The following is a 24,602-nucleotide window of genomic DNA, read 5'->3' on the forward strand; positions in this document are numbered from 1 at the left end:
GAGCACCGGTGTTCGAGGCGAAGGCGCCCAAGCTTCGAATCGTCAGGCCAAGCGTCGGAGCGGATCGCGACGGAAGGGATCGGTGGCGTGATCGCCCGTCCTATTCGGCGACCTATGCCCGTGAATGGCGCGACCTGTGCGCCTTCCTGCGCGCCCGGTTCGGACCCGGACCGCCCGACCCCGAGGATGTCGCCCAGCAGGCCTTCTTCAAGCTGGGCGAGCTGGAGGGCGCCGAGCGGATCGAAAGTCCCCGGGCCTTCGTCTTCCGCGTGGCGATCAACCTGATGCTGGACGAACGCCGCAGCCAGGCGCGCGTCAGCCGCACCCTGGACGCTTCGGCGCCGCTGCTGGCGATCGACAGCGAGGAGACGCCCGACCTGGAGCGCAGCCTGATCGCCAAGCAGCAGATGGGTCTGCTGGAGAAGGTGGTGCAGGGCCTGCCCGACCGCCACCGTCAGTACCTGCTGGCCAACCGGCTGGAGGGCCAGAGCTTCGTGGCGATCGCCGAGCGCTTCGGCGTCTCTCAGTCTCTGGTGCGCAAGACCGTCGAGGAAGCGCTGGCCGTCTGTCAGCGCGCCCTGATCCATGGAACCGCCGATTATCGAGGACTGTCGCGTGAACGAAGCCGTCGATCCTGACTCGCCGATCGGCCGGACCGCCCGCGCCTGGGCCTTGGCGGTGGTGGGCGAGGACTTCCCGCCCGAGCGCTCGCGGCGGTTCGGCGCCTGGCTGGACGCCGACCCGCTGCATCGCCGCGCCTATGAGCAGGCCGAGGCGGTCGTCATGATGCTGGGCGCCTTGCGCACCTCCACGGCGAGCGAACCCGCCCGGCGCCCGGCGCCTCGGTGGCGCGTCCCGGCCGTGGTCGCCGCCGGCGGGCTGCTGGCGGCCTGCCTGGCCCTGGCCGTCGTCGCCCTGCCCGGCCCGGCCTACGAGACGCCGGCGGGCCAGAGCCGCCAGATCGCGCTGGCCGACGGCAGCCAGATCACCCTCGCCCCAGGCTCTCGCCTGCGCGCCGCCTCGCGCTGGCGGCCCCGGGCCTTGTCGCTGGACCGCGGCGAGGCCTTCTTCGTCGTCGCCCATCAGGGCGGCCAGCCGTTCACGGTCCAGGCAGGCGACGCCCTGGTCCGCGTCGTCGGCACGCGCTTCAACGTCCATCGCGGGGCTGGCCGCGCCGTTCGGGTCGAGGTGGAGCAGGGCGTGGTCCAGGTCTCGAACCGTCCGGACAGCCAGGATGGGGCGGTCACGCTGCGCGCCGGCCAGACCGTGGTCGCCGACGGACGCGGCCTGACCTTGGGGACGCTGGACCAGGCGCAATCGGCGGGCGGCTGGCGGCAGGGACGCCTGGCCTATGACGACGCGTTCCTGGCCGAGGTCGTGGCCGACCTCAACCGTTATAGCCGACAGCCGCTGGCGATCGGTTCCCCCGCCACCGGCCGGCTCAAGGTCACCGCCGCCTTCGATGTCGCCCAGGCCGAACGGTTCGTCGCCGAACTGCCGCGCGTGCTGCCCGTGCGCCTGACCTCGGACGGTCATGGCGGCCGGATCCTGGTCGCCGCCGATCCGAACCGCGCCCCGGAGCCCCGTGCCCCGTGAGGTCCGCGCCGCGGGTCGCGATCGTCGGCAGGCCTGCCTCGCGGCGATACTGGCCCTGTCCCTTGCGCCGACCGTGGCGCGGGCCGCCGCGACGCGATCCATCGACCTTCCCGCCCAGCCGCTGTCGGCGGCCCTGCTGACGCTGTCGCGGCAAACGGGCACGATCATCATCGCGCCGGCCGCCCTGGTGCGGGGTCGCGCGGCGCCGGCGGTGCGTGGCCGCCTCGAACCGGCCGAAGCCGTGCGACGCCTGCTGCGCGGCTCGGGCCTGGACCTTTCGATCAGCGCCGGCGGGGTCATCAGCATCCGAGCCGCCCCTCCGCCGCCCGCGATCGCCCCCACCCGCCCTCGCCTCCTGCCGCCGGAGGACAGCGAGCCCGCCGCCCTGAGCACCGTTCTGGTCGTCGCCCGCGACCTGGGAAGCGAGGCCCTGCGCATGAAACGCCTGTCGGCCCAGACCAGCGACATCCTGCTGGGCGAGGACCTGCGCGGCCTGGCCGACCCCAACCTGGGCGGCGCCATGCAGTTGCTCCCCGGCGTGGCCGTCACCAATGACGGCGGCGAGGGCCGGCAGGTCAGCGTGCGGGGCGTGGGTGGTGAATTCACCCGGGTGCGCATCAACGGCATGGAGACCCTGGCCACGTTCGGGGGTACGAACGCCGGTGGCGGCACCAACCGCGGCCGGGCTTTCGACTTCAACGTCTTCGCCGCCGACCTCTTCAACCAGATCCGCCTGCGCAAGACGCCTTCGGCCGATGTGGACGAAGGCTCGCTGGGCGCGACCGTCGACCTGCAGACCCGCTCGCCACTGGACGGTCCACGCTCCAGGGTCCAGTTGACCGTCGAGGGGGCCTACAACTTCGGCGCCGACAAGGCTGTTCCGCGCCTCTCGGCCATCGTCTCGCGCCGTAGTCGGGACGACCGGTTCGGGATCCTGGTCTCGGCCGCCTATAGCAAACGGGCCGTCGAGGACGTCGGCGTCAACGCCGGGCAGTGGCAGACCGGCGACACCGTCTATCCCGGGTTTGGAAGCACAGCGACGGGCGCGCCGGACCTGACCGCCCTGAACGCCGCCCTGCATCCGCGCATTCCCCGGCTGGAGATGTTCCAGATCGAACAGGAACGGCTGGGCCTGACCGGCAGCCTGCAGTGGCGACCGTCCAACCGCACCCAGGTCGCCCTGGACGTCCTCTATGCCGAGCTGTCGTCGGAACGGCGAGAGGATCTGCTGGAGACTTTCACGCTGCGCACCGCAGGTCCCTGCCGCACGCCGCCGAACGCCGACTGCGGGATCGCCGCCGTCAAGGTGCGGGACGCCACGATCACCTCCCCTCGCCCAGGCCTGCCGGTGCTGATCGCCGGCGCGTTCGACAATGTCGATGTCCGCGCCGAGTCGCGGCTCGATCGGCTGAAGACCATCTTCCGCCAGACCACCCTGTCGATCAGCCAACGCCTTTCGGACCGGCTGATCCTGAAGGCCCTGGCCGGTTACAGCCGGTCCGACTTCGGCAATCCGTTGCAGGCCACCGTCCAGCTGGACCAGTACGACGTCCAGGGCTTCGCCTACGACTTCCGCGACCGTCGGCGACCGCGGATCGACTTCGGCTCGGCCGACCTGACGACGCCGGCGAACTGGACCCTGGCCGAGCTGCGGTCCGAGCCCAACTGGGTCGACAACAGTTTCAAGACCGTCGGCGCCGACCTGGAATGGACGCTTCGCGAAGGCCTGACGCTGCGGGGCGGGCTGCAGCACAAGGCCTACGACACCGAAGCGACGGCGCAGTCGCGCTCGAACGGCACGATCGCCAATCTCAACGCCGACATCCCGCCCGCCTTCGCGGCCATCCCGCCGTCGGCCTATCTGCGGCAAGTCTGGTCGAACCGCTTTGCGACCGCGGCCGGAACGCCGGACGCCTGGCTGGCTCCGGATGTCGCCAAGGCCTTCGTCCTGTTCCAGGCCGCCTGCGCGTTCAGCGCCTGCGGAACACTGACGCTGGGCGCCGAACCGTTGCTGGGCCTCAACTATGTGGTCGAGGAACGTGACAGCTCCGCCTATCTGCAGGCCGCGTTCGCGGTTCCCTGGCCCTGGTCGCCGCGCGGCGACCTGGGCCTGCGCTACGCCCATACCGGCCAAGTGTCCCGAGGGTTCACCCTGGACCTGAACGCGCCCGGCTTCGTCGCGCCGGTCTCGGCCAGGCGGAACTATGACGACTTGCTGCCGTCGTTCAATCTGGCGCTCGAGCCGCGCGAGGACCTGCTGCTGCGGTTCGCCGCCGCGCGGGTGATGGCGCGGCCGGACCTGCGCAGCCTGCGCCCCGGCGTCACGGTCTCGACGGGCGGCCTGCGGTCCGTCTCGGCCGGCGATCCGTTTTTGCGCCCGACCCGGGCCGACACCCTGGACACCGCCGTCGAATGGTACTTCGCGCCGGGCTCGGTCCTGTCGGTCGCCGTCTTCCACAAGACCATCCGGTCCAACCCTCTGTCCGTCGCCACCACGCCGACGGTGTTCGCCGACAACCCGTACGGCCTGCCCGACAGCGTGGCGGCGACGGCCTGCGGGCGCCTGCCCGGCTGCGCGCCGGCGCTGCCGATCTGGCAGTTCCTGACCCGGACCGACCGCGGCGGCGGCCACCTGGACGGCCTGGAACTGGCGCTTCAGGCTCCACTCGACCTGGCCGCGCCGGCCCTGAGCGGATGGAGCGTCCGCGCCGGCCTGACCTACACCCGCGCGCGAATGCGCTTCCAGGACCTCGCTGGCGCGCCGTTCATCGCCCATGACAGTCTGGGCTCGCCCCGCCTTGTGGGGACATTCACCTCCGCCTATCGCCGCAACGGCCTGGACCTGCGCGCGACCCTGTCGCATCGGGGACGCTACCTGACCGCCATACCGGCCTCCACGGGGGCCGATGTCGATGGGGTCAACGGCCATACCAGTCTTGACGTCTCGGCCCGCTACCAGCTGGCGCCGGGCTGGTGGCTGACAGCGGCGGGCGGAAACCTGCTGAACGGGGCCCAGCGCCAGTTCTCCGACACCAGCGGTCTGGCCAACTACCAGCACCATACCGGCCGGGAGATCCGCGTGGGGTTAGAGATGCGGTACTAACGTTCTAGCTCGGGTTCAACCGCGCGGGATTGAAGCCCAGGCCGGCGCCGATCTTCAGGGCGGCGGCCTTCACGCGCGGCGTCAGCTCGGCCATCCGCGCCTCGTCCATGTATTGCGGCACGCTGGACAGGCTGATGGCGGCGACGATCGCGCCACTGGCGTCGCGGATCGGGGCGGCGATGCAGCGGATGCTATCCAGGCCGTCGTCCAGGTGCAGCGCATGACCGACCTGGCGCACCGTCTCCATCTCGCGGAAGAACGCCGCCGCCACCGGCGAATTCGGGTCGTCGGCGAACAGCTGCGACCATCGCGCCGGCGGCGCGTCGATCAGCAGGGCCCTGCCCAGGGCGGTGTCGCGGATGCGGTTGCGGTCGCCCACCCGGTGGCGGACCTCCAGCCGACGCCGGCCCGGCGCCTGGCCCACATAGAGGACATCGTCGCCGGCGATCGTGCCCAGGTTGGTGGCGTCCTGGGTCTCGGCCGACAGCGCGGCCAGGACGGGCCGGGCCACCTCGGCAAGCCCCAGCCGCTCGCGCGCCTGGTGGCCCAATTGCACCAGGCGGCCGCCCAAGCGGTAATCCCGCCCTACCGCCGACAGCAGGCCTCGATCGACCAGGGCCGAGGCCAGGCGGTGGGTGGTGCTGCGGGTCAGGCCGACGCGGGCCTCGAACGCCTTGAGGCTATGGGCGCCCTCGGCGACGGCTTCCAGAATGTCCAGCGCGCGATGCAGAGTCTGGCTGGCGCGATCCGAGGCGGCGGAGGCTTGAGGCGCTTCTGTATCAGACAAGAGGGCATCCCATCGCGAACACCCACCTAGATAGCATCGGAACGCCGATTCCGAAGATGTCGGCGGATGATCCAGCATCGAAATCTTCGGGTCCTGGGCAAGCTGGGCGCTGGGAACGCCCCTCCTTCCGATCGGTTTGGAAAGGGCAGATATGGAGGAAGCCAATGTCCAAAGCCCCGCCCATTCCGCCCGAGCAACGCGCCTTCAAGGGCCAGAAGCCGGCGATCGAAGGCCAAGGCGATCGCGACGACCTGCAGTCGCCTGATCCCGGCAACGCCGACGTGAACCTCAAGGAACAGGGCCGTCATGGCAACCTGGCCCAGAACACGTCCCACTCCGGCAACGTACAGGATCGATGACCATGCCCGACAAGAATCCCGCCGCCGATCGCTGGGGCGGCCCCGGCGCCAGCCACGAGAACGCCAAGCAGCCGCGGCCCGACCCTACGGTCAAGGATCCGGACGATCCCGACCGCTACAGCCGCCACAGCAAGGTCTCGGGCGGCGGCGGCGAGTCCGACGTCCACCACGCCCACGACCCTGACCGCAAGGACGATTTCCAGGCCAACGACGCCCAGAAGAAGAAGCACTAGCCTCCGCGCACGGCTGGGGACACACACTCGTTCCACGGCGGCGGATCACGTCGCAAGCCGTGGAACGAGTGTGTGTCCCCGATCGTAATCCTCACGCCGCCTCACGAACCTCCGGCGCGAAATCCGGATAGTATCCCGCCATCATCCGCTCGGCGTAGGCGACCAGATTGGGCAGGCCCTCGGCGCGGCGGCGCAGCGGCGAGTCGAAGAACGGCGTCAGGATCTGGGCCAGCATGGCGAAGGTGATGGCGTCGACGCTGGTGGGCCGGTGGCCCATCATGAAGGACTTGTCGCCCAGCATCTCCGACAGAGCCGTCAGCGACCAGGCGCCCAGTTCCACGATTTCGTCCGGCGAATGGCGGCCGATACCGATCGACTTGAGGCTGGCCTGGACGGTGTCCAGCAGGCCGTCGATCGCCTTGGCCTTCGCCTCGCCTGGCATGTTGTCGAACCAGCGGGCCGGCCCTTTGGCGAAGTTGGCGTCGTCGAAGAACCGGAAGTGGCAGCTGGCCCAGCCCAGGTGGTTCTCGACCATCCGCTCGATCGCCCAGGCCTGGCCGCGCTGGGCCTTGCTGAGGCCGGCGTCCAGGTCGACACCGTAGCTGCGCTCGATATAGGCGCGGATGAAGGTGGAGTCGGCGACCTTGACGCCGTCGTCGTCGATCCACGGCAGCTGGCCCTTGGGCGAGGTCTGCGGATGGGCCGGGACCTTCTGGTACCAGAGGCCCGCCATCTTCAGGTGGATCTCGGTCTTGGTCACATAGGGGCTGCCTTCGGGGAGGCCGAAGGCGGGTCCGGCGGCGTAAAGCGTGATCATGGTGGTCTCTCCCTGCTGAGCCGCCTTCGACGTCCGTCCAGACTTCGTGTTGCGACAATCGGACGCTACCGCCATCCTGCTGCCAGCATGCTGTCAGCATCGGTCGAGCAGAGTGGCCCCATGAGACGCGCCGAACGCCTTTTCCAGATCATCCAGATCCTCCGCCGCAGTCGCCAGCCGGTCACGGCCGACGCCATGGCGGCCGAACTGGAGACCTCCAAACGTAGCGTTTATCGCGACATCGCCGCCTTGATCGGCCAGAGGGCGCCCATCCGCGGCGAGGCGGGCGTCGGCTATGTGCTGGAGGCCGGATACGACATGCCGCCCCTGATGCTGACACCCGACGAGATCGAGGCCGCCGTGCTGGGGGCCCAGTGGGTCGCCGGTCGCGGCGACCCGGTGCTCGCCACCGCCGCCAACGACCTGATCGCCAAGATCGCCGCCGCCGTGCCCGAACAGCTGCGCCCCTACGTGCTGACCCCCGCCACCGGGACCGGCATGAACTGGAAGGCCCTGCCCGACGGCATCGACATCGCCCAGACCCGCGCCTGGATCCACGCGGGCCGCAAGATCCGCCTGGACTATCGCGACGAGAAGGGCGCGGTCAGCCAGCGCGTCGTCTGGCCGGTGACGGTGGGCTATCTGGAGACCGTGCGCCTGCTGATCGCCTGGTGCGAGCTGCGCAACGACTTCCGCAACTTCCGCACCGACCGGATCGAGGGCGCGGAATTCCTCGACGAGCGCCACGGCCAGCGGCCCGGCGTCCTGCGCGCGCGCTGGCAGCGGGCGCTGGAGGAGGAGCGCAAACGGTGGCGCGATTGCGAGAAGCCGGCGGCTACCTGAAGCCCAGGCCTTCGACGCCGTTCGCCCGGGCGAGCGACGGCGTCAGATCCCGTGCCGCTTGGCGAAGGTCTCGAACAGGGTCGGCCAGGCCGCGACCGGCTTGCCGTCGATCGAGCGCAGGCCAAAGCCGTGGCCGCCTTCCTCGAACACATGCAGCTCGGCCGGGATCGCCTTGGCCTTGAGCGCGGTGAACATCATCAGGCTGTTGACCACCGGCACGGTCCTGTCGTCGGCGGCGTGCAGCAGGAACACCGGCGGGACGCGGTCGGTGACGTTCTGGTCGGGCGAATAGAGCGCTGCCTGCTCGGGCGTCGGCGACGGGCCCAGCAACTGCTTGCGCGAGCCGGCATGGGCTGGTCCCTCCACCATCGACACCACCGGATAGATCAGAGCCGACAGGTCGGGCCGGGCCGACAGGTCGTCGGCGGCGTCGACGCGGTCATAGACCTTGGCGTCGAAGCGGGTGGTCAGGCTGGCGGCCAGGTGCCCGCCGGCCGAGAAGCCCATGATTGACAGCCGGGCCGGGTCGAACCTCATCGCCGCCGCCTTCGAACGCACAAGGCGCACGGCGCGCTGGGCGTCCTGCAGCGGGGCGTCGGGACCCGCGCCCCAGTGGTCGCCGGGCAGGCGGTAGAGCAGGACGAAGCAGGTGTAGCCGCGGTCGGCCAGCCAGCGGGCGGTCTCGAAGCCCTCCTTGTCGCTGACCACGCGCTCGTAGCCGCCGCCAGGCATCAGCACCACCGCCGCGCCGTTGGCCCTGGCCGGGCGGAACACGGTCAGGGTCGGCTTGCGGGTGTGGGTGGTGGCGCGGTCGCGAAGACCGCCGGCCACAGTGCGGTCGATCAGGGTCTCGACGGCGGTGACGCCGGCCGAGCCCGGCGGATCGCCGGGCCACAGGGGGAGAACTTCGGTCGGATCCGTCGGGGCTTTGGCGGGCTGGGCCGGCTTCGGGTCGGCTCCAGCGACGCCGGCCAGCAGCGATGTCAGCAGGCCGCCCGTCAGGCTGGCCAGGGTTCCCCGGCGATTGAACATGCGACCTCCCTAAGCGACGCGCAGGGACCCTATGGCGGGGCTTCCGCCACGGCAAGCCACCGGTGTCATTCCCGTTCGTCAGCCCTTCGCGAACCGCAGATGGTGCAGCACGATCCCGCTGGTGGTGGCCACGTTCAGCGAGTCGAAGCCGTTCGCCATCGGAATGCCGACGGTTCGCGCCCGATCCATGACGGCCTGCGACAAGCCCGGGCCCTCCGCTCCAAGCAGCACCGCCGCCCGGGCCGGCGGACGCAGTTCCGCCAGGGTCTCGCCGGCGCTCGGGCTAAGCGCCAGCGCTTGGAAGCCGTGGCGCGCCAACAGGGCGACCACGTCCTCCCCCGGCGCCAGCCCGGCCGTCGGCACGCTGAGCGTAGCTCCGATCGAGACTCGGATGGCCTTGCGATAGAACGGATCGCAGCAGTCGCCGTCCAGAATCACCCCGTCGACGCCGAACGCCGCGGCGTTGCGGAAGATGCCGCCCAGATTGTCGTGGTTGGCGATGCCCATCAGCACCAATACAATCGCGCGCGGCCCCACGCCGGCCAGCAACCCCTTCGCGGACATCGGCTCGGGCTTGGCCCCGACGGCCAGGACGCCGCGGTGCAGGTGGAAGCCGGCGATGGCGTCCAGCACGGCCTGTCCGGCCACGTGCACCGGAACGCCGGGCGGCAGGCCCGCCAGCACCTGGCCCAGCTTGTCGATCCGCTTGCCGTCGATCAGCAGAGACTGGACACGCTGCGGGGCGTCGCGGACGAAGGCGGCCAGCACGGTTTCGCCCTCGGCGATGAACAGCCCCTGGCGGCCGACCAGGTCGCGCTCCTTGATGTCGCGGTAGGCCGCGACGCGCGGGTCGTTCGGGTCGTCGATGGGGATCAGGTCGGGCACGAGAATCTCGAAGAAGCTAGCGCACGCCCCGTATCGGAAGGATGGCCATGCCGCCAGCCGCCGCCAGTCCGGCGGCCACCAGATAGAGGGCGTGATAGTTGACGTGGGCCGGGCCCAGCACCCACATCGCCAGGATCGGCGCCATGGCCTGGGGCAAGGTGTTGGCCAGGTTGATCACCCCCAGGTCCTTGCCGGCGTCCTTCTGCGAGGGCAGCACCTGGCTGACCAGGGCGATGTCGACGGCGTAGTAGCAGCCCACCGCGCAGCCGAAAATCACGAAGCCCACCACCACGACAGGCCAGCCGGGCACGAGCGAGAAGACCAGCATCGCCGCCGCCAGGCCCAGAGCCGCGCCCGCCGCGAACAGCTTGCGACGCTTCAGGCGGTCGGACAGCATGCCGCCCAGCATGCCGCAGGCCACGTTGGCGCAGGTGGCCACGGTGGTCAGCAAGGCCATGCCCTGCTCGGCGCGACGGCCCGGGAACAGGTCCGAATAGTGCAGCGCGTCCTGCAGGTAGAACAGCATGTAGCTCTGGGTCAGGGTGATCGCGACCAGCACCATGAACCGGCTGGCCCAGGCCAGGGCGAAATCCGGATGGGCGCGCGGATCGATCCAGAACCCGGACACGAAACCGCGCCAGTCGAACGGCGGACGCTCGCCCGGCGGCAGCGGCGGGTCGTTCAGGCCCAGGGCGAACGGGGCGATCGCCGCCAGCAGCACCACGGCGATGGCCAGATAGCGCGGGGCCTCGCCGACCAGCAGGCCGCCCACCAGGATCGCGCCGGCCATGGCGCCGATCGGATGGCCCAGGCTGAGAAAGGCGGCCACCCGGCCCTTCTGGGCGTCCGGCACCCGGTCGGGCAGCACCGCCAGCAGGGCGGCGAACAGAAGATTGAAGGCGATCTGGAAGCAGACGATCCCGGCCATCAGCTGGACCGCGCTGTGCGCCATCATGATCAGGAAGTACGAGGCCACGGTGCCCAGGGCGCCGATCACCATCCAGGGGCGTCGCCGGCCGAAGCGCGAGGTGGTCCGGTCGCTGATCGCCCCGGCCAGCAGGTTGGCGAAGCTGGCGCTGATCGAGCCAAGGATGGCCACCTGGCTCAGGACGATGGCCTTGCCAGCCGAATCGATGGTCTGGGCCTTCAGCGGCAGCAGCACCTGGAACAGGGGCATGAAGCTGACATAGGCCCCGATCTGGGCCAGGGTGAACGCGGCGATGAAGCTGGGCTTCACGGGCGTCGTCGGCCTTGCCGTGTCGATTCCCACTGCCTCCGCCGCCGCCATCACGCCTCCCCCGCCGCACGCGATCTCCGCCGCGATGGGTTCGGACACTGGCCTTCCAGGCCAGGAGACACAAGGCGCGAGCGGCGACAAACCCCGCATTGTCGTTCTTGATCGCTTTTTTTTGGATTCCGAGCGTCGCCTTATGGCGCGCAGTTGCTCTAGGCTGGCGCCATGAAGATGAGTCCTCCCCACCAGGACCAAGGCGAACGGGCAGGCCCATGGCGTCGGTGACGATCTACGACGTGGCGGCGCGGGCCGCCGTGTCGATCAAGACCGTGTCGCGGGTCATGAACAACGAGCCGAACGTCCGGCCGCAGATGCGCGAGCGCGTGCTCGAAGCCGCCGGCGCCCTGGGCTACGCGCCCAACCTGTCGGCCCGCAGCCTGGCCGGCTCGCGTTCGTTCGTGATCGCCGTCTTCGTCGACGCCTCCCTGACCCTGGACCATTGGCGCAGCGAGCGCGGCTCGGATTATTTGCAGCGCATCCAGCTGGGGGCCACGGTCGAGACCCGGGCCGCCGGCTACCACCTGCTGGTCGAGCTGGTCGATCATGACGGCCCGCGCGTGCGCCAGGAGGTCGGTGCCCTGCTGGCCGCCCTCAAGCCCGACGGCGTGATCCTGACCCCGCCCTCCTGCGACAACGAGGTGGTGCTGGAGCTGCTGGACAAGGCCGGCACGCCCTATGTGCGCCTGGGCCCGGAAAAGCCCGAGGGCCGCGGGCCCCGCGTGCACATGGACGACGTCGCGGCGGCGCGCGAGATGACCGACCACCTGATCGGCCTGGGCCACAGGCGGATCGGCTTCATCACCGGCGACCAGCGCTACGGCGCCAGCCAGGCTCGCCTTGAAGGCTATGTCGCCGCCATGCAGGCGCGCGGCCTGGAGATCGACCAGGCCTGGATCCGCCCGGGCGACTTCACCTTCGAGTCGGCCCACACGGCCGCCGCGGCCCTGCTGGCCCTCGACGAACGGCCGACGGCGATCTTCGCCAGCTCCGACGAAATGGCCCTGGGCGCCCTGGCGGCGGCGGCCGAGGCCGAATTGTCCTGTCCTGGCGACCTCTCGGTGGCCGGTTTCGATGACAGCCCTGTCTCGCGCCTCAGCCGTCCGCAGCTGACCACCATCCGCCAGCCGCTGGTGGAGATGTCGACCCTGGCCACCAAGATGCTGATCAATGGCGTGGCCCGCAACGCCGAGGCCGGGACCCGCCCTCGCGACGAACTCATCCCCTTCACCCTGATCCACCGGGCTTCAACCGCCTCGCCGAAAGGGTGAAGCTCAGTCCTGAAGGTCGACTTTCCAGGTGTCGAGGGTGGCGCCCAGCTGCTGGTCCAGGATGGTCAGGGCGTTGAGATAGTTGATCGAGGCGCTCAGCGCCTGCAGGTCGGCCGAGCGCAGGTTCGCCTCGAAGGTCAGGAGCTCGAAGTTCGAGGCCCGACCGGCGCTCAGCTTCTCGCGTTCCAACTCCAGGGTCTTGGCCGCCAGGTCGCGTGACAGGCGCGAGGCCTCCACCTGCCGCCAGGCCAGCTCCACGCCCTGGACGGCGTCGCGCACCTGGGCCTCGACGTTCTGGCGCAGGTCGTCCAGGCGCAGTTCCTGGGTCCGCACCAGGGTTTGCGCCTGGATCTCGGCCTGGCGCGGCCGGTAGTCGCCCAGGGGGACGCGAAACTGCACCCCGACCGCGCCGCTGGTGCGCGGCAGGCCCGTCCCGGTCAGGGGCGCGCCGGTGATTGGATCCTCGAACAGGTCGCCGCGCTCGGTCTGGCGCTGCACGGTCCCATAGACCGACACGTCCCACAGGCGGTTGTTCCGCGCCAGGATCAGCCCCTGGCGCGCCTGCTCGACCGAGCGCTTCTGCGACAGGAAGTCGGGACGGTTATCCAGGGCCGTGGCGATCGCCTGATCCAGGTCGACGGCCAGGGGTTTGGCGTCCAGGGCGTCAGCGGCGACCACGTCGGTGTGCAGGTCGACGGCCAGCAAGGTCAGCAGCGCGATCTGGGTGCTGTTGCGCTGCTGCTCGGCCTGCAGCAGGGCCACCTGCTGGGCGGCGATGTCGGCCTGGGTCTGGACGATGTCGGCCGCGGCCATCCGTCCAGCCTCGATCAGCGCCTGGTTGGTGGCCAGCTGGGCCCGGGAGCGCTCCAGCGACTGGCGGGCGATCGCCAACTGCTGCTGAGCCTGCACGAGGTTGCGATAGGCCAGGATGATGCGGCTGACCGTGTCGGACACGGTCGCCTTCAGGTTCTGACGGTCGATGGCGTCCTGGAGCCGAGCCAGGCGTACGGGCGCGGCGTTGACAGCGACGCCGGCCCCGCGCAGCAGCGGTTGGCTGACGCTGAGCGTGGCGACCTCGGTCGTCAGATCGTTCCCGCCGCTACGGACCGTCTGGCGCGCCCAGCCGAAATCGAACTGCGCCCCGGTCGAGACCAGCCATGAGGCGCTGGGGTTCAGCTGCAGGGTCGAGCCGCGCAGCCCGCCCGCCCGGGTGGTCTCGGCCGAGCCGATGATCGCCCCGACCGGTCGGAACCGGGTCTCGGCCACGAACAGGTCGTACTTCTCGGCGGCCCGGACCACATAGGCCGACTTGATGGCGCGGTTTTCGCGCAGGCCCAGGAACACCGCGTCCGCCAGGCTGAGCGCCAGGCGCGGCCCCGTCGCGGCGGGCGGCGGCTTGGCCGGCGAGGCGACCGGCGACTGAGCCCAGGCCGGCGCGGCCAAGGCCAGCGCCGCCAGGAGCGTCAGGATCGGCCGCCCCCCTGGAAGGCGCTGGCGCGGGCGAGGCTCGGCAACCCGATACGCTGACATCCTCGCGCCACCCGACGAACGATATTGACACTAAAGTCAACAAAACACGCTCGGAGCTCTTGTTCAAGTTGCGCCGCCGCGCAAGATGGGCGCGTGCTCGAAGTCCTTGACCTGACCAAGACCTACGGCCCGCCCGACCAGGCCACGCCCGTGCTGCGCGGCGTCAGCTTCAAGGTCGAGGCGGGGTCGTTCTGCGCGATCGTCGGCCCGTCCGGCTCGGGCAAGAGCACCCTGATGAACATCATCGGCCTGCTGGACCGGCCCACCAGCGGCGTGCTGCGCCTGGACGGCCTGGACGTGGCGTTCGGCGATCGTGGACAGGAGGCCCGGTTTCGTGGCGCGACGATCGGCTTCGTCTTCCAGTCGTTCAACCTGCTGTCGCGCCTTAGCGCCTGGGAGAATGTCGCCCTGCCCCTGGTCTATGCCGGCGTCCCCGCCCGGGATCGCGAACAGAGCGCCCTGGCCATGCTGGAACGCGTGGGGCTGTCACATCGCGCCCACGCCCGCCCGGCCGAGCTGTCGGGCGGCCAGCGCCAGCGGGTGGCCCTGGCCCGGGCCCTGGTCCGCCAGCCCCGCCTGATCCTGGCCGACGAGCCGACCGGCAGCCTCGACAGCGTCACCGCCGGCGAGGTCATGGCCCTGCTGCGCGATCTAAACCAGCGCCTGGGCGTAACCGTGCTGATGGTGACCCACGACAAGGACCTTGCCGCCCGTTGCGAGCGGCGGATCGAGGTGCTGGACGGCCGGGTCGTGGCCGAGGCGGGCGTGACGGCATGACGATCCCGACATCGCCCTCGCCGCGCGCGGCGCTTTTGACCTGGACACAGTCGGGCGCCGAGGCGCTGGCCAACCTCCTGGCCCAGCGGCAACGCTCGGCCCTGGCCCTGCTGGGCATCCTGATCGGCGCCGCCTCGATCGTCGCCATGCTGACCATCGGGCACATGGCGCAGCGCGAGACGCTGAAGTTGTTCGCCCACATGGGCGTGGACATGCTGCAGATCCACGCCAATCCGGTGGGCCCCCTCCCCGCGACGATGGACCGGGCGGCGATCGAGGCCCTGCCTCGCACCGATCCGGATGTCGAGGCCGCCGCGCCCCTGACGATCGACCGGGCCAAGGTGGCGGTCGGTCCGGCCAGCCAGGACGCCGGAATCATCGCGGTCGCCCCCAACCTGCCCAACCTCGTCCGGCTGTCCCTGGCCAGCGGACGGCTGTTCGCCTCGGTCGACGAAGGCGCGCTGGTCGCGGTGCTGGGCGCCGACACGGCGGCGGCCCTGTCCGCGCCCGGCGCCCCGGCGGGGCCGGGCTCGCAGATCCGCATCCGGGGCTATGTGTTCACGGTGATCGGCGTGCTCAGGCCCGTGGCGTTCACCGCCATGGACCCCGCCGACTACAACACCGCCGTGCTCGTCCCGCTCGGCGACTCGGCCCGGATCATGGCCACGCCGGAGCCAAGCACCGCCCTGCTGCGCCTGCGCCCCGGCGCGGACGCCACGGCGGTGGGCGAGCGCCTGGTCGTCCGGCTGGCCAACCCGACCTCTGCCCCTCAGGCCACAAGCGCCCAGGAACTGATCCAGAGCCTGAACGCCCAGAAGGCCATCCATAGCCGCCTGCTGACGGCGATCGGCGCGATCTCGCTGCTGGTCGGCGGCATCGGGGTGATGAACGTCATGATGATGGGCGTGATGGAGCGCCGGCGCGAGATTGGCCTGCGGGCGGCGCTGGGTGCGACGCCGCGCGACATCCAGGCGATGTTCCTGATCGAGGCCGGGATCCTGGCCTTGATGGGCGGTCTCGCCGGCCTGGCGTTCGGCCTGCTGGCCGCCTTCGTGGCCGCCCGGGCTTCGGGCTGGACCTTCAGCCTGTCGGCCTACGTCCTGCCGCTGGGACCCGGCCTGGCCGCGGTGGTGGGGATGGTCTTCGGCTTCTATCCGGCCCTCAGGGCCTCCCGGCTGGACCCGATCGTGGCGCTGCGCGACGAATGACCGCCCGGATCGGCAGCTACTGACATTGTTGTAGACGGCGGCGCAACCTCGATCCTAAGGTTGAGCCATGACGGCGCGCGGACAGGCTCTGGCGATCTGGCGTTCTCGCAAGTGGACGGTCGTGGCGGCCGTGTCCGGAGTCGCGATCCTGGGGCTGTGCCTGGCCCTGGCGCCGCGCCGGGACACCAGTCCCGATCCGGCCGCACTTCAGACCCAGACGCTTTCGCCCCGACCGTTCGCCGCCACGCTGAGCCTGGTCGGCTCGGTGGTCCCTGGCGACAGCCTCGACATCGTCGCCCCGTTCGACGGCGTGGTGCGACGGCTCGGCTTCGAATACGGGACCAGCGTCGCGGCCGGCCAGGTGCTGGTCGAGCTGGATCCCGCCGAGATCGGCCAGCGCCGCAACGAGGCCGAGGCGGCCTATCTGAAGGCGTCGAAGACCGCCGAGACCCTGGCCGACTGGTCCGGCGGGACCGAGGTCTCGCGTGCGCGGCGGACGGTCGCCGCCGCCGCCCTCGACCTTGCGGATCTCGACCGCAAGCTGGCCGAGACCAGGGGGCTGCTCGACCGGGGGCTGGTGGCGCGGGGCGAGTATGACGGCCTGGTGCAGCAGAAGCGGAACCAGGAGATGGTGCTGGCGGGCGCTCGCCAGGACCTGGCCGCGGTGCTCGCCCAGGGCGCGGGCTCAAGCCGTCGGGTAGCCGCCCTGGATCTCGCCAACGCCCGCGCCCAACTGACCCGACTGGACGGCCAGGCCGCTGGGGCGATCGTTCGCGCGCCTGAGGCGGGCGTCATCGTGCGGCCGGTCGGCAAGGGCGAGGACGCCGAGCCGCTTCACGCCGGTCAGGCGGTGACGCGAGGCCAGCTGATCGGCTCGATCGCGCGCGCGGGGGGTCTGGCGGTGACTTTCCAGCTCAGCGAGACCGACGCCAACCGCGTGCAGCCGGGCATGGCCGTGACGGTCACGGGACCGGGCTTCGGCGGCCTGACGGTCGCCGGCCATGTGACCTCGGTCGCCGGCCAGGCCGCGGCGCCGGCCGTGGCCGGGGGGCCGCTGGCCAGTTTCCCGGCCGTGGCGCGCCTGGACGCCCTGACGACCGATCAGGCCAGGGCCATCCGGATCGGCATGACGGCCAACGTCACGGTGGACCTCTATCGCAACCCGGCCGCCCTGGTGGCGCCGCCGGCCGCGATCCAGGGCGCGGCGCCCTCCGCCTGGATCAAGGTCCAGGATCCGCGCGGCGGCCCGCCGCGCACTGTTCCCGTCAAGCTGGGCCGGATCGCACCGGACGGCGTTGAGATCGTCTCGGGAGTAAAGGCTGGCGACGTGCTCGTCTGGTCGGCGCCAGCCCCGCCCGCCCCTTCGTCTTGAACCGCCCGGATCGTGCAGCCGCTCCCCGCAAAGAAACGCCCTGACGACTGAGTCGTCAGGGCAGGACCGGTCGGGCGCCGCTGGGGTAGGGGAAGGCGGCGTCTCCGGAACAGTGTTGATCAGGGGACGATGGTCAGGGCCGGGCTGGTCTGGACCGAGCCGTTGATGGCGCAGTCCGGGCTCAGGGTCTGGTTGTCGAAAGTGATCAGGCCCCCGGCGCTGACCGAGACGTTCACGGTGCTTGGGCCGCAGGTGCCGAACAGCGAGGCCGTCACGGCGACCCCGGTGATGGTGGCCGTGCCGGCGCCGGCGCCGGTCGCCGAGGTGGCGGTGGCGTTCCAGGTGCCGGTCTTGTGGATCAGGCCGCAGAGGCCGCCGCCGCCGCTGAAGGTGGCGGTGTCGATCACGCCGAGGCCGCCCGTGGTGTGTCCCGTGAAGTTGGCGGTGCAGGGGATGGTCAGCGAGCCCTTCTTCAGGCTGGTGGTGCCCGTGCCGGTGAAGGTGCCGTTGGCCGGGCTGAACGAGGCGGCCGAAGCCGAGGCGGCGAACGCGGCCGTGGCCAGCAGAGCGACGGCGGAAGCGAAGATTTTCATGGCGTTTCCCTAGTATTTATGAGGCGCTACGGCGCCGTTCGGGCGATTGCCTCACCCGATGTAATAGACGCTTCAGGTTAGCTTTAGGGGGGTGTGTATCGCAAAAATAATCATCGAAGATATAGGCGGTCTATTCTTATAGATATAACCACGATGCAGGCACATAAAGGCGTCCACAAAGCTTCGAAAGCCTTGCGGTTTCAACTCCTCGACATCGCCTGCAAGATCGTCTCACCGCGAGCAGCGGCAGGATCAGGCGCCTTTCAAGGCCTGGTCGAGATGGGCGTGGGCGCGTCGCAGGAGCTCCTTGACCGAGTCCTTCGAGATTCCCATCCGTTCGGCGATCGCGCCGTAGCTGAGGTCCTCCATGCGGTTGAGGCGAAAGGCCATGCGGGTGCGGGGCGGCAGGCGCTCGATGACGGCCATGGCGCGGGCGTAATCCTGCCGCGCGCCGACGATGCGCTCGGGCGACAGGTCTTCGGCGGCTTCCGACCATTCGGCGAACGAACGCCGCAGCTCGGCCGCGCGCACGCCCAGCCGCCTGGCCCGGCTGACCAGGACATTGTGGGCCACCGTGAACAGGTAGCGCTCGACCTCGACGATCGGCTCGTCGAGCTGTGCCGCCTGGACGCGCAGGAACACGTCCTGGACCAGATCCTCGGCGTCGGCGCGCGGGGCCCGGCGCGCGAAGTAGCGACGCAGCCGGGGCCCATGGGCGGCCATCCAGGCGCCCAGGTCGGGGCGGATCGGCGCGGAGCCCGCGGCGGACGCGGGCACGCGGGGTGATGCCATCGTACGAACTCCGGCACGACAGCGGCGCCCGCCCCGTGGTCGGGACAGGCGCCGCGGGGTTTGGATCAGAAGCGCTTGCGGACGCTGGCGCCGATCATGCGCGGATCCAGGGTGAAGACGTTGGTGGTCAGGGCGGTGTCGTCGCTGTTGATGAAGGCCCCGGTGATGGGCGTGTCATCCAGCAGGTTCTTGGCGTAGAGCTCGAACTCCAGGCCGTCGTCCGGCTTGGCCAGGGTCAGGCGCAGGTTGACGTTGTACCAGCCGTGCAGCTTGTCGATCGCGTCCTCGTAGACGCGGGCCCAGGACTGCGACTGGTGATAGACGTCGCCGTGCACGCCGCCGACCCAGCCGCCCGGCAGCGGCAGGGCGTAGTCGACGCCGATCGACTGGGTCCATTTGGGCTGGTTGGGCAGGCTGTGGCCCGACACGTCGGCATAGAAGCCGCGACCGCCGTTGGGCAGGTCAGCCTCGGTCGGCGCCGGGAACAGGAACAGGCCCAGGATCGAGCCGGGGCAGACGGCGCTGAGGCTGGCGTAGTCGGGCAGGCCGAAGGCGGCGTTGGTGGCCAGCAGGCTGGCGATATAGCTCTTGGACACCACGCAGTTGGACGGCAGGAAGGGACTGCCCTTCATCACCGTGAAGTCGGTGTTGCCCTGGGTGCGGTTCTCCACGTCGATCGACCGGGAGCCGTCGGCCAGCTTGCTGCCCTGGTAGCCGAGATTGACGGTCAAACGCAGGTCGCGGGTCGGTCGCCAGGCGGACTCCAGCTCCAGCCCCCAGATCCTGGCGTCGAAGTTTTCGTTGATCGCGGTGCGGTCCTGGATCTGCGAGACTTGGTAGCCCTTGTAGTCGTAGTAGAAGGCCGCCGCATTCAATGTCAGGGCGCCGCCCGCCAGGGTGTTCTTCGTACCCAGCTCGAAGGCGTTGACGTATTCGGGCTTGAATGTGTCGGGATACGAGGTCAGCTGCACCAGCGGCGGCAGGCCCGGCAGGAACGGCTCGTCGCTGTAGCCGATGGCCGGCGGGTTGGCGCCGCCGCCCTTGTAGCCGCGGTTGTAGAAGGCATAGACCAGGGTCTGGTCGGTGAACGACAGCGTCGGCGACCAGTCCAGGCCCAGGCGCCCGGTCACCACGCCCCACTTCTGCTTGATGTCGTCGCCGACCGGATAGCCGCCATCCACCGTGCCGCCGTTCGAGGACGACAGCAGCACCTGGGTCGGCACCGGGGTGAAGGTCTTGCGGTCGCGGGTATAGCGCAGGCCGGCGGTCAGCTTCAGGTCGGGCGTGAACGCGTAATAGAGCTCGCCAAACACCGCGGCCGACTTGACCCTGTAGATGTTCTTGCTGCGGAAGTAGTTGTGACCCAGGCCGTCGACCTGATCCAGCGGATGGGGATCGATATAGATGCAGCCGGTCGTCCCGTTCGGCGTGATCGTCGGCGTCGAGCCGTCGAAGCTAGTGCCGCACTTGGTCGGGTCGAGGCTGTTGTTGCCGTAACCGCTGCTCTGGGCGATGGCCGAGACGATGTTGAAAAAGACGTAGTAGTCCTCGGTCGTGCGGTAGTCGGTGTAGTTGCCGCCCAGGCTGAAGTTGACCGGACCGTCGAAGGCCGACGACAGGCGAAGCTCCTGGGAGACCTGGCGGCTCTTGGCGCGCACCTGATCCAGGCCGGCGATCGTGCTGGAACAGCCCAGCTGCGGATCGCAATAGACGCCGCCCGGCGTCAGGTTCGGGGCCGGGGCGCCGGGCACCACCGCGTTGATCAGGCCCGTCGAGTCGTTGAACACTCCGGGCATGGTGTTGAAGCGGTTGTAGTCCTCGCTCGAGAAGTAGTGGTCGCGGTTGTAGGCCGTCTGCGAGGTCAGGGTCAGGTTCGGGGCGACGTCGATGTCGACGTTCAGTTCCAGCACGTCGGCCTTGGCGCGGTACTTCGGATCGAAGATCGACGAGATGCGGCGCAGGTCCCTCGACTGCATCATGCCGCCATAGGGGTCGGCCACCTTCATCAGGTTGACCGGCCCAGACACGCCGTCGGGATTGAGGCCCAGCACGGCGGTGTTGGTGACCGAGGCCAGGACGAACGGAATCGACAGGCCGTTGGGCGTGCCATAGGCCGCATCGTCATAGAGCGAGGCGTTCAGGCAGCCCTGGCTGAAAAAGGCGCTGGCCTGCGGGCTGAGGGTGAAGCCGCCCATGGTCTGGGGGCCCGGATCGCGGGTGCACAGCTGCTTGGTGCTGCGGGCCCGGCTGTCGTTCTCGCTAAAGTGCTCCCAGATCAGGGCGCCGCGCAGCGCCTCCACCGGCTTGAAGCCCAGGGTGACGCGCGTGGAATAGAGGTCGCGGCCGTCGATCTTGTTGCCCGTGACGTCGTTCTCGGCGAAGCCGTCGCGGGTGGTCGAGGCGCCGGCCAGGCGTAGGTCCAGCTTGTCGCCCGCCAGCGGGATGTTGACGAAGCCGCTGAGCCGGCGGCTGTCGTAGTCGCCGACCTCGCCCTTGATCTCGCCTTCGAAGACGTCGGTGGGACGGGCCGAGATGATGTTGACCGCGCCGGCGGTGGCGTTGCGCCCGTACAGCGTGCCCTGCGGACCGCGCAGAACCTCGACGCGCTCGACGTCGAAGAATTCTTGCTCGAAGAAGCGGTTACGGATGAAGGCCGTGCCGTTGAAATTGATCGACACGCCGGGATCGGTCGAGACCGACACGGCCTGGGTGCCGATGCCGCGGATCGTCAGGTTGACGCCGCTGAAGTTGGTCTTGGTGAAGCTGACGTTCGGGATCGCTTTCAGCAGGTCGGGCCCGCCCTCGATCTTGGCCGCGTCGAGGGTCTCCTGCGAGAAGGCGGAAATGGCGATCGGCACGTCCTGCGCCGCTTCTTCCTTGCGCTGGGCGGTAACGACCACCTCGTCGACCAGGTTGGACTTGGCCGCCGCCGCCTGGCCCTGGGCTTGAGCCAGTCCGGCCGACAGGGTGACGGCCACGGCGGAAACCCCCGCGATCCAACAGGCGCGCGCGCGGATGCGTTGAGACATATCCCCTCCCAAGGGTCCTCTCCCCGATCGGGGCGGACATCAAAAAGCGTTTCCTCGCCGCACTTTTTTGTTGAAGTCGCCAGCGGCCGGGCGAGCTTCTCACCCTAAGGATGCGTCTATTCACCTGGGTGTCAATACTTATTGACGGCGGTGTTGATTATTCGATCAGGGCCGGGAGCAAATTGGCGGCCAGCCGCCGCACGGCGTCGCGGTCGCGCCCCAGCATCCTGCGCAGTGGCCCGCCGATCACCGCATCGCCGAACGCGCACAGGGTGATCAGCAGCAGAGCCGACGGGATGTGCCGGGGCGGGTCGTCGCCGGAGGTCAGGACCTTCTCGCTCAGGGCCGTCACCAGGTCGACGACGGCCTCGCGCACGGGCTCCAGATGCTCGTAGCGATTGGACAGGGCGATCCAGGCCGCCAGCTGGCCCGCTCCACCCTCGTCGAAGGCGGTGAACACGATATCCACAACGGTTCTCGGCGCCCGCTCGTCCGAGCGAACATGGGCCACGGCCGTCTCCAGCGCCGCGGCCAGGTCGCGGACCATGGCCCCCATCAGGGCCGACTGGAGCTCGGCGGCCGAGCCGAAATGGTGGATCAGGGTGCCGTGCGTGACGCCGATGTCCTGGGCCACCGCCTGCAGGGTCAGGCCGTTTGGGCCGTTGGCGATCAGCAGCTTGCGGGCGCTGATCAGGGCCTGGGCGCGGGCTTCGTCGGGAGAGCGCCGCCGCCTGACGGCCTGTTCGACCTTCGCCTTGCCCAGCCCCGCCATGACCGTCGCTATTTATATTGGAGTCAACGACAGCATGGGCGACATTCGCATAGGATGTAAACCCGTCGCGGTTGACCTGGGGTCAATCGCTGTCGCGAAAAAGCTGGGCGCAAGGGTCAGAACAGGAAGGTCGGCAGCAGCCGGGCCACGATCTTGCGGCCCGCGTCGTCCTCGCGGTCGAGCATGTCACGCAACGGCGCGCCGATCACTGCGTCGCCAAAAGCATACAACGCGATGAACAGCACCGCCGAGGTGACGCGGTGGTGAGTCTGTTCGCCCTCGGCCGCGAAGGTCTCGCAGATGGCGTCGACCAGGTCGCGCACGGCCGCGCGAACCGGCTCCAGGTGCTGCAGGTCGCCGGACAGGGCGATCCAGGCGGCGAGGCGCCCCGCCCCGCCCTGGTCGAAGGCGTCGAACACCGCGTCGACCAAGGCCCGGGGCGCGCCGGGATTCGAGCGCAGTTGCTCCACCGCCGCCCCCAGGGCGTCGGTCAGGTCGCGGACCATCGACTCCATCAGCGCCGACTGCAGCCCGGCCGCGGATCCGAAGTGATGGATCAGGTTGGCGTGGGTCACGCCGATCTCGTCGCCCACCGCCTTCAGGGTGACCGCCGTCGGCCCCGAGGTGATCAGCAGCCGCCGCGCCGAGGCCAGGGCCTCGCGGCGCGCCACCTCGGGCACGCGACGTCGACGCTTGCCGGTCGCGCCGATCTCAGGCCCATCTATTGACATTGATGTAACTTACATGCATGTAGATATCGTCGGGCGTCGATATATTCCGCAGTCCGACAGCGATCTGGATGGTCCAGAATCGCCGCCTTATTGACAGGCAGTTTAGGAGAAGTTGCCGCCATGGCCCAGGCCTTTCCACGCCATGCCGACGCGACGACGGAGGCGAACGCTCGGGAACGGACGGCTCCCGGCGCGCTCGGCGGCTTCCGATCCCGTCCCTCCCCCTCGCGCGGAGCCTCCGTCACGCCAGGCGCGTGGCCGCCCGCGCGCCCTCACACCCGCCGCCGTCGATGACGGCGCGCCAGGAGTCCCTTTGATGCGCAAACTGGACAAGACCCCGTCGGATCTCGACATCCGCGCCCGCGACATGGCCTTCGGCCGCGAAACGCCCGCCAGCCGCTGGTGGCTGGGCGGCGACCCGGTGGGCACGGCCTTCTACAACGCCCTGTCGGTGACCTTCCCCCTGGGGGAGCGGTTCTTCATGGACGCGGTCCGTCACTATCGCAACGTGGCGTCGCCGGAGCTGCGCCAGCAGATCGCCGGCTTCCTGGCCCAGGAGGCGATGCACACCCGCGAGCACCTGTTCTTCAACAAGCAGGTCGCCGACCACGGCTTCGACGTGGCGGCCATGGAGCAGCGCACGCGCGACCGCCTGGCCTTCGCCCGCAGCCGCCCGCCGCTGCAGCAGCTGGGCGCCACCGTCGCGCTAGAGCACTTCACCGCCATCCTGGCCCATGCGCTGCTGGCCGATCCGCGCCACCTGGAGGGGGCTTCGGACGAAGCCAAGGCCATGTGGCGCTGGCATGCGATCGAGGAGGTCGAGCACAAGGCCGTGGCCTACGACACCTTCATGCTGGCCGCCGCGCGGCTGCCCGCCTGGCGGCGCTGGACGCTGCGCACCATGACCATGATCGCCGCCACGCGCCTTCTGTTCGCGACGGTCGGCAGCAATATCGGCGACATCTTCACCGCCGACGGCATCAACAACGCCGGCAGCTGGCGTCGGCTCCTGCGCTTCATGCTGGTCAAGCCGGGCATGCTCAGGCAGGTGCTGGGGGCCTATTTCTCCTACTTCCGGCCGGGCTTCCATCCCTGGCAGCATGACGACCGGGCGCTGATGCGCCAGGCCGAGCGGGACCTTTCGGCGGCCTACGCCCCCGCGGAGGCGGTGGCGTGATGGCCGCCCTGGCGCTGGCCGCGACCGTGAGCGCGGCCCCCGCCGACGTTATCGGCCTGTGGAACGCGCCGGGCGACGGCGGCTCGACCGTCCGGCTGGAGCGCTGCGGCGACGGCCTGTGCGGCTACATCGTCACCTCGCCGCACATCCAGGCCGATCCCGGCCAGAAGGACGTCCGCAACCGCGACGCGGCCCAGCGCGGCCGGCCGCTGCGCAACCTGATGTTCATGAAGGTCCGAGCCCTTGGTCCGGGCCATTGGGGCGACGGCTGGGTGTACAATCCGGAGGACGGCGGCACCTACAAGGGCGTCATGACCCTGCGCCCGGACGGCTCGCTGAGCCTGAAGGGCTGCATCGTCCCCCCCTTCTGCAAGACCCAGACCTGGCGCCGCGCCAGCTGAGAC

Annotated in this window: 23 protein-coding genes; 12 read left to right on the top strand and 11 right to left on the bottom strand. The window is 69.9% G+C overall.

All coding sequences use genetic code 11. From position 1 onward, the window contains the following. Positions 1-8: 8 nt before the first annotated feature. Genes EV278_RS06410 through EV278_RS06420 form a run of 3 tightly spaced genes read left to right on the top strand, consistent with a single transcriptional unit; the run spans position 9 to position 4,699 of the window. Positions 9-638: a sigma-70 family RNA polymerase sigma factor gene (locus EV278_RS06410; protein ID WP_132088239.1), complete on the top strand. Its 630-nt coding sequence runs from the start codon at positions 9-11 to the stop codon at positions 636-638. Beyond that, the gene (locus EV278_RS06415) at positions 616-1,596 is read left to right on the top strand and encodes a FecR domain-containing protein (protein WP_165916541.1); all 981 of its coding nucleotides are present in this window, start codon (positions 616-618) and stop codon (positions 1,594-1,596) included. The genes EV278_RS06410 and EV278_RS06415 overlap by 23 nt, the downstream gene beginning before the upstream one ends. Next, on the top strand, positions 1,586-4,699 hold the full coding sequence (locus tag EV278_RS06420; RefSeq protein ID WP_165916542.1) for a TonB-dependent receptor: 3,114 nt from the start codon (positions 1,586-1,588) through the stop codon (positions 4,697-4,699). The genes EV278_RS06415 and EV278_RS06420 overlap by 11 nt, the downstream gene beginning before the upstream one ends. Positions 4,700-4,703: 4 nt before the next feature. Here EV278_RS06420 and EV278_RS06425 read toward each other — a convergent pair whose 3' ends face one another. Beyond that, positions 4,704-5,486 (bottom strand): IclR family transcriptional regulator, encoded by a 783-nt coding sequence (locus tag EV278_RS06425; RefSeq protein ID WP_207905443.1) that lies wholly within the window; start codon positions 5,484-5,486, stop codon positions 4,704-4,706. A gap of 164 nt (positions 5,487-5,650) precedes the next feature. Between EV278_RS06425 and EV278_RS06430 the strand changes: the two genes are divergently transcribed. Beyond that, a complete protein-coding gene (locus EV278_RS06430) occupies positions 5,651-5,845 on the top strand; it encodes a hypothetical protein (RefSeq protein ID WP_132088251.1) in 195 nt (64 codons plus the stop codon). Positions 5,846-5,847: 2 nt separating this feature from the next. After that, complete coding sequence (locus EV278_RS06435; RefSeq protein ID WP_207905444.1) at positions 5,848-6,078, top strand: hypothetical protein; 231 nt, start codon at positions 5,848-5,850, stop codon at positions 6,076-6,078. Positions 6,079-6,169: 91 nt separating this feature from the next. Here the strand turns inward: EV278_RS06435 and EV278_RS06440 are convergent, their stop codons facing one another. Continuing rightward, positions 6,170-6,895, bottom strand: a complete 726-nt coding sequence (locus EV278_RS06440) for a glutathione S-transferase family protein (RefSeq protein ID WP_132088257.1) — start codon at positions 6,893-6,895, stop codon at positions 6,170-6,172. Positions 6,896-7,015: 120 nt separating this feature from the next. Here EV278_RS06440 and EV278_RS06445 point away from each other — a divergent pair, with 120 nt between their 5' ends. Beyond that, on the top strand, positions 7,016-7,738 hold the full coding sequence (locus EV278_RS06445) for a YafY family protein (RefSeq protein ID WP_132088260.1): 723 nt from the start codon (positions 7,016-7,018) through the stop codon (positions 7,736-7,738). 42 nt (positions 7,739-7,780) lie between these two features. Here EV278_RS06445 and EV278_RS06450 read toward each other — a convergent pair whose 3' ends face one another. The 3 genes from EV278_RS06450 to EV278_RS06460 form a co-directional block, all read right to left on the bottom strand. Then, complete coding sequence (locus EV278_RS06450) at positions 7,781-8,770, bottom strand: alpha/beta hydrolase (RefSeq protein WP_132088263.1); 990 nt, start codon at positions 8,768-8,770, stop codon at positions 7,781-7,783. A gap of 78 nt (positions 8,771-8,848) precedes the next feature. Beyond that, positions 8,849-9,655, bottom strand: coding sequence for an RNA methyltransferase (locus tag EV278_RS06455; protein ID WP_132088266.1), 807 nt, complete (start codon positions 9,653-9,655; stop codon positions 8,849-8,851). A gap of 16 nt (positions 9,656-9,671) precedes the next feature. Beyond that, complete coding sequence (locus EV278_RS06460) at positions 9,672-10,943, bottom strand: MFS transporter (RefSeq protein WP_132088755.1); 1,272 nt, start codon at positions 10,941-10,943, stop codon at positions 9,672-9,674. A gap of 218 nt (positions 10,944-11,161) precedes the next feature. Here EV278_RS06460 and EV278_RS06465 point away from each other — a divergent pair, with 218 nt between their 5' ends. After that, positions 11,162-12,217 (top strand): LacI family DNA-binding transcriptional regulator, encoded by a 1,056-nt coding sequence (locus EV278_RS06465; RefSeq protein ID WP_132088269.1) that lies wholly within the window; start codon positions 11,162-11,164, stop codon positions 12,215-12,217. A gap of 3 nt (positions 12,218-12,220) precedes the next feature. On the opposite strand, the gene EV278_RS06470 is transcribed toward EV278_RS06465, so the two are convergent. Further along, positions 12,221-13,747 carry a TolC family protein gene (locus EV278_RS06470; RefSeq protein ID WP_132088272.1) on the bottom strand — a complete coding sequence of 509 codons (1,527 nt, stop codon included), beginning with the start codon at positions 13,745-13,747 and terminating at the stop codon, positions 12,221-12,223. Between the two features lie 93 nt (positions 13,748-13,840). Between EV278_RS06470 and EV278_RS06475 the strand changes: the two genes are divergently transcribed. From EV278_RS06475 to EV278_RS06485, 3 genes are all read left to right on the top strand, one after another. Then, positions 13,841-14,524 (top strand): ABC transporter ATP-binding protein, encoded by a 684-nt coding sequence (locus EV278_RS06475; protein ID WP_132088275.1) that lies wholly within the window; start codon positions 13,841-13,843, stop codon positions 14,522-14,524. After that, entirely contained in the window at positions 14,521-15,732 is a 1,212-nt protein-coding gene (locus EV278_RS06480; RefSeq protein ID WP_132088278.1) for an ABC transporter permease, read from the top strand. The genes EV278_RS06475 and EV278_RS06480 overlap by 4 nt, the downstream gene beginning before the upstream one ends. Positions 15,733-15,799: 67 nt before the next feature. Further along, a complete protein-coding gene (locus tag EV278_RS06485; protein ID WP_132088281.1) occupies positions 15,800-17,104 on the top strand; it encodes an HlyD family efflux transporter periplasmic adaptor subunit in 1,305 nt (434 codons plus the stop codon). Positions 17,105-17,223: 119 nt separating this feature from the next. Here the strand turns inward: EV278_RS06485 and EV278_RS06490 are convergent, their stop codons facing one another. The 5 genes from EV278_RS06490 to EV278_RS06510 all read right to left on the bottom strand — a co-directional run bounded on the left by EV278_RS06490 (position 17,224) and on the right by EV278_RS06510 (position 23,021). Next, positions 17,224-17,697, bottom strand: coding sequence for an activator of alkane oxidation (locus EV278_RS06490; RefSeq protein ID WP_132088284.1), 474 nt, complete (start codon positions 17,695-17,697; stop codon positions 17,224-17,226). Positions 17,698-17,949: 252 nt separating this feature from the next. Continuing rightward, positions 17,950-18,474 carry an RNA polymerase sigma factor gene (locus EV278_RS06495; protein ID WP_165916543.1) on the bottom strand — a complete coding sequence of 175 codons (525 nt, stop codon included), beginning with the start codon at positions 18,472-18,474 and terminating at the stop codon, positions 17,950-17,952. Between the two features lie 80 nt (positions 18,475-18,554). Then, on the bottom strand, positions 18,555-21,518 hold the full coding sequence (locus tag EV278_RS06500) for a TonB-dependent receptor (RefSeq protein WP_132088289.1): 2,964 nt from the start codon (positions 21,516-21,518) through the stop codon (positions 18,555-18,557). Between the two features lie 157 nt (positions 21,519-21,675). Then, positions 21,676-22,290, bottom strand: a complete 615-nt coding sequence (locus EV278_RS06505) for a TetR/AcrR family transcriptional regulator (protein ID WP_132088292.1) — start codon at positions 22,288-22,290, stop codon at positions 21,676-21,678. 116 nt (positions 22,291-22,406) lie between these two features. Next, the gene (locus EV278_RS06510) at positions 22,407-23,021 is read right to left on the bottom strand and encodes a TetR/AcrR family transcriptional regulator (protein WP_132088296.1); all 615 of its coding nucleotides are present in this window, start codon (positions 23,019-23,021) and stop codon (positions 22,407-22,409) included. Between the two features lie 316 nt (positions 23,022-23,337). Here EV278_RS06510 and EV278_RS06515 point away from each other — a divergent pair, with 316 nt between their 5' ends. Then, entirely contained in the window at positions 23,338-24,198 is an 861-nt protein-coding gene (locus EV278_RS06515; RefSeq protein ID WP_132088299.1) for a metal-dependent hydrolase, read from the top strand. Continuing rightward, positions 24,198-24,599 (top strand): DUF2147 domain-containing protein, encoded by a 402-nt coding sequence (locus tag EV278_RS06520; RefSeq protein ID WP_132088302.1) that lies wholly within the window; start codon positions 24,198-24,200, stop codon positions 24,597-24,599. The genes EV278_RS06515 and EV278_RS06520 overlap by 1 nt, the downstream gene beginning before the upstream one ends. Positions 24,600-24,602 lie beyond the last annotated feature (3 nt).

Source organism: Caulobacter sp. BK020, from assembly GCF_004342605.1.
GTDB lineage: Bacteria > Pseudomonadota > Alphaproteobacteria > Caulobacterales > Caulobacteraceae > Caulobacter.

Bases quoted from the DNA above. Each gene is read 5' to 3' on its own strand.
- EV278_RS06430 (WP_132088251.1), top strand. From the start codon at position 5,651: ATGTCCAAAGCCCCGCCCATTCCGCCCGAGCAACGCGCCTTCAAGGGC.
- EV278_RS06435 (WP_207905444.1), top strand. From the start codon at position 5,848: ATGCCCGACAAGAATCCCGCCGCCGATCGCTGGGGCGGCCCCGGCGCC.
- EV278_RS06440 (WP_132088257.1), bottom strand. From the start codon at position 6,895: ATGATCACGCTTTACGCCGCCGGACCCGCCTTCGGCCTCCCCGAAGGC.
- EV278_RS06445 (WP_132088260.1), top strand. From the start codon at position 7,016: ATGAGACGCGCCGAACGCCTTTTCCAGATCATCCAGATCCTCCGCCGC.
- EV278_RS06450 (WP_132088263.1), bottom strand. From the start codon at position 8,770: ATGTTCAATCGCCGGGGAACCCTGGCCAGCCTGACGGGCGGCCTGCTG.
- EV278_RS06460 (WP_132088755.1), bottom strand. From the start codon at position 10,943: ATGGCGGCGGCGGAGGCAGTGGGAATCGACACGGCAAGGCCGACGACG.
- EV278_RS06465 (WP_132088269.1), top strand. From the start codon at position 11,162: ATGGCGTCGGTGACGATCTACGACGTGGCGGCGCGGGCCGCCGTGTCG.
- EV278_RS06470 (WP_132088272.1), bottom strand. From the start codon at position 13,747: ATGTCAGCGTATCGGGTTGCCGAGCCTCGCCCGCGCCAGCGCCTTCCA.
- EV278_RS06480 (WP_132088278.1), top strand. From the start codon at position 14,521: ATGACGATCCCGACATCGCCCTCGCCGCGCGCGGCGCTTTTGACCTGG.
- EV278_RS06485 (WP_132088281.1), top strand. From the start codon at position 15,800: ATGACGGCGCGCGGACAGGCTCTGGCGATCTGGCGTTCTCGCAAGTGG.
- EV278_RS06490 (WP_132088284.1), bottom strand. From the start codon at position 17,697: ATGAAAATCTTCGCTTCCGCCGTCGCTCTGCTGGCCACGGCCGCGTTC.
- EV278_RS06500 (WP_132088289.1), bottom strand. From the start codon at position 21,518: ATGTCTCAACGCATCCGCGCGCGCGCCTGTTGGATCGCGGGGGTTTCC.
- EV278_RS06505 (WP_132088292.1), bottom strand. From the start codon at position 22,290: ATGGCGGGGCTGGGCAAGGCGAAGGTCGAACAGGCCGTCAGGCGGCGG.
- EV278_RS06510 (WP_132088296.1), bottom strand. From the start codon at position 23,021: ATGTCAATAGATGGGCCTGAGATCGGCGCGACCGGCAAGCGTCGACGT.
- EV278_RS06515 (WP_132088299.1), top strand. From the start codon at position 23,338: ATGCGCAAACTGGACAAGACCCCGTCGGATCTCGACATCCGCGCCCGC.
- EV278_RS06520 (WP_132088302.1), top strand. From the start codon at position 24,198: ATGGCCGCCCTGGCGCTGGCCGCGACCGTGAGCGCGGCCCCCGCCGAC.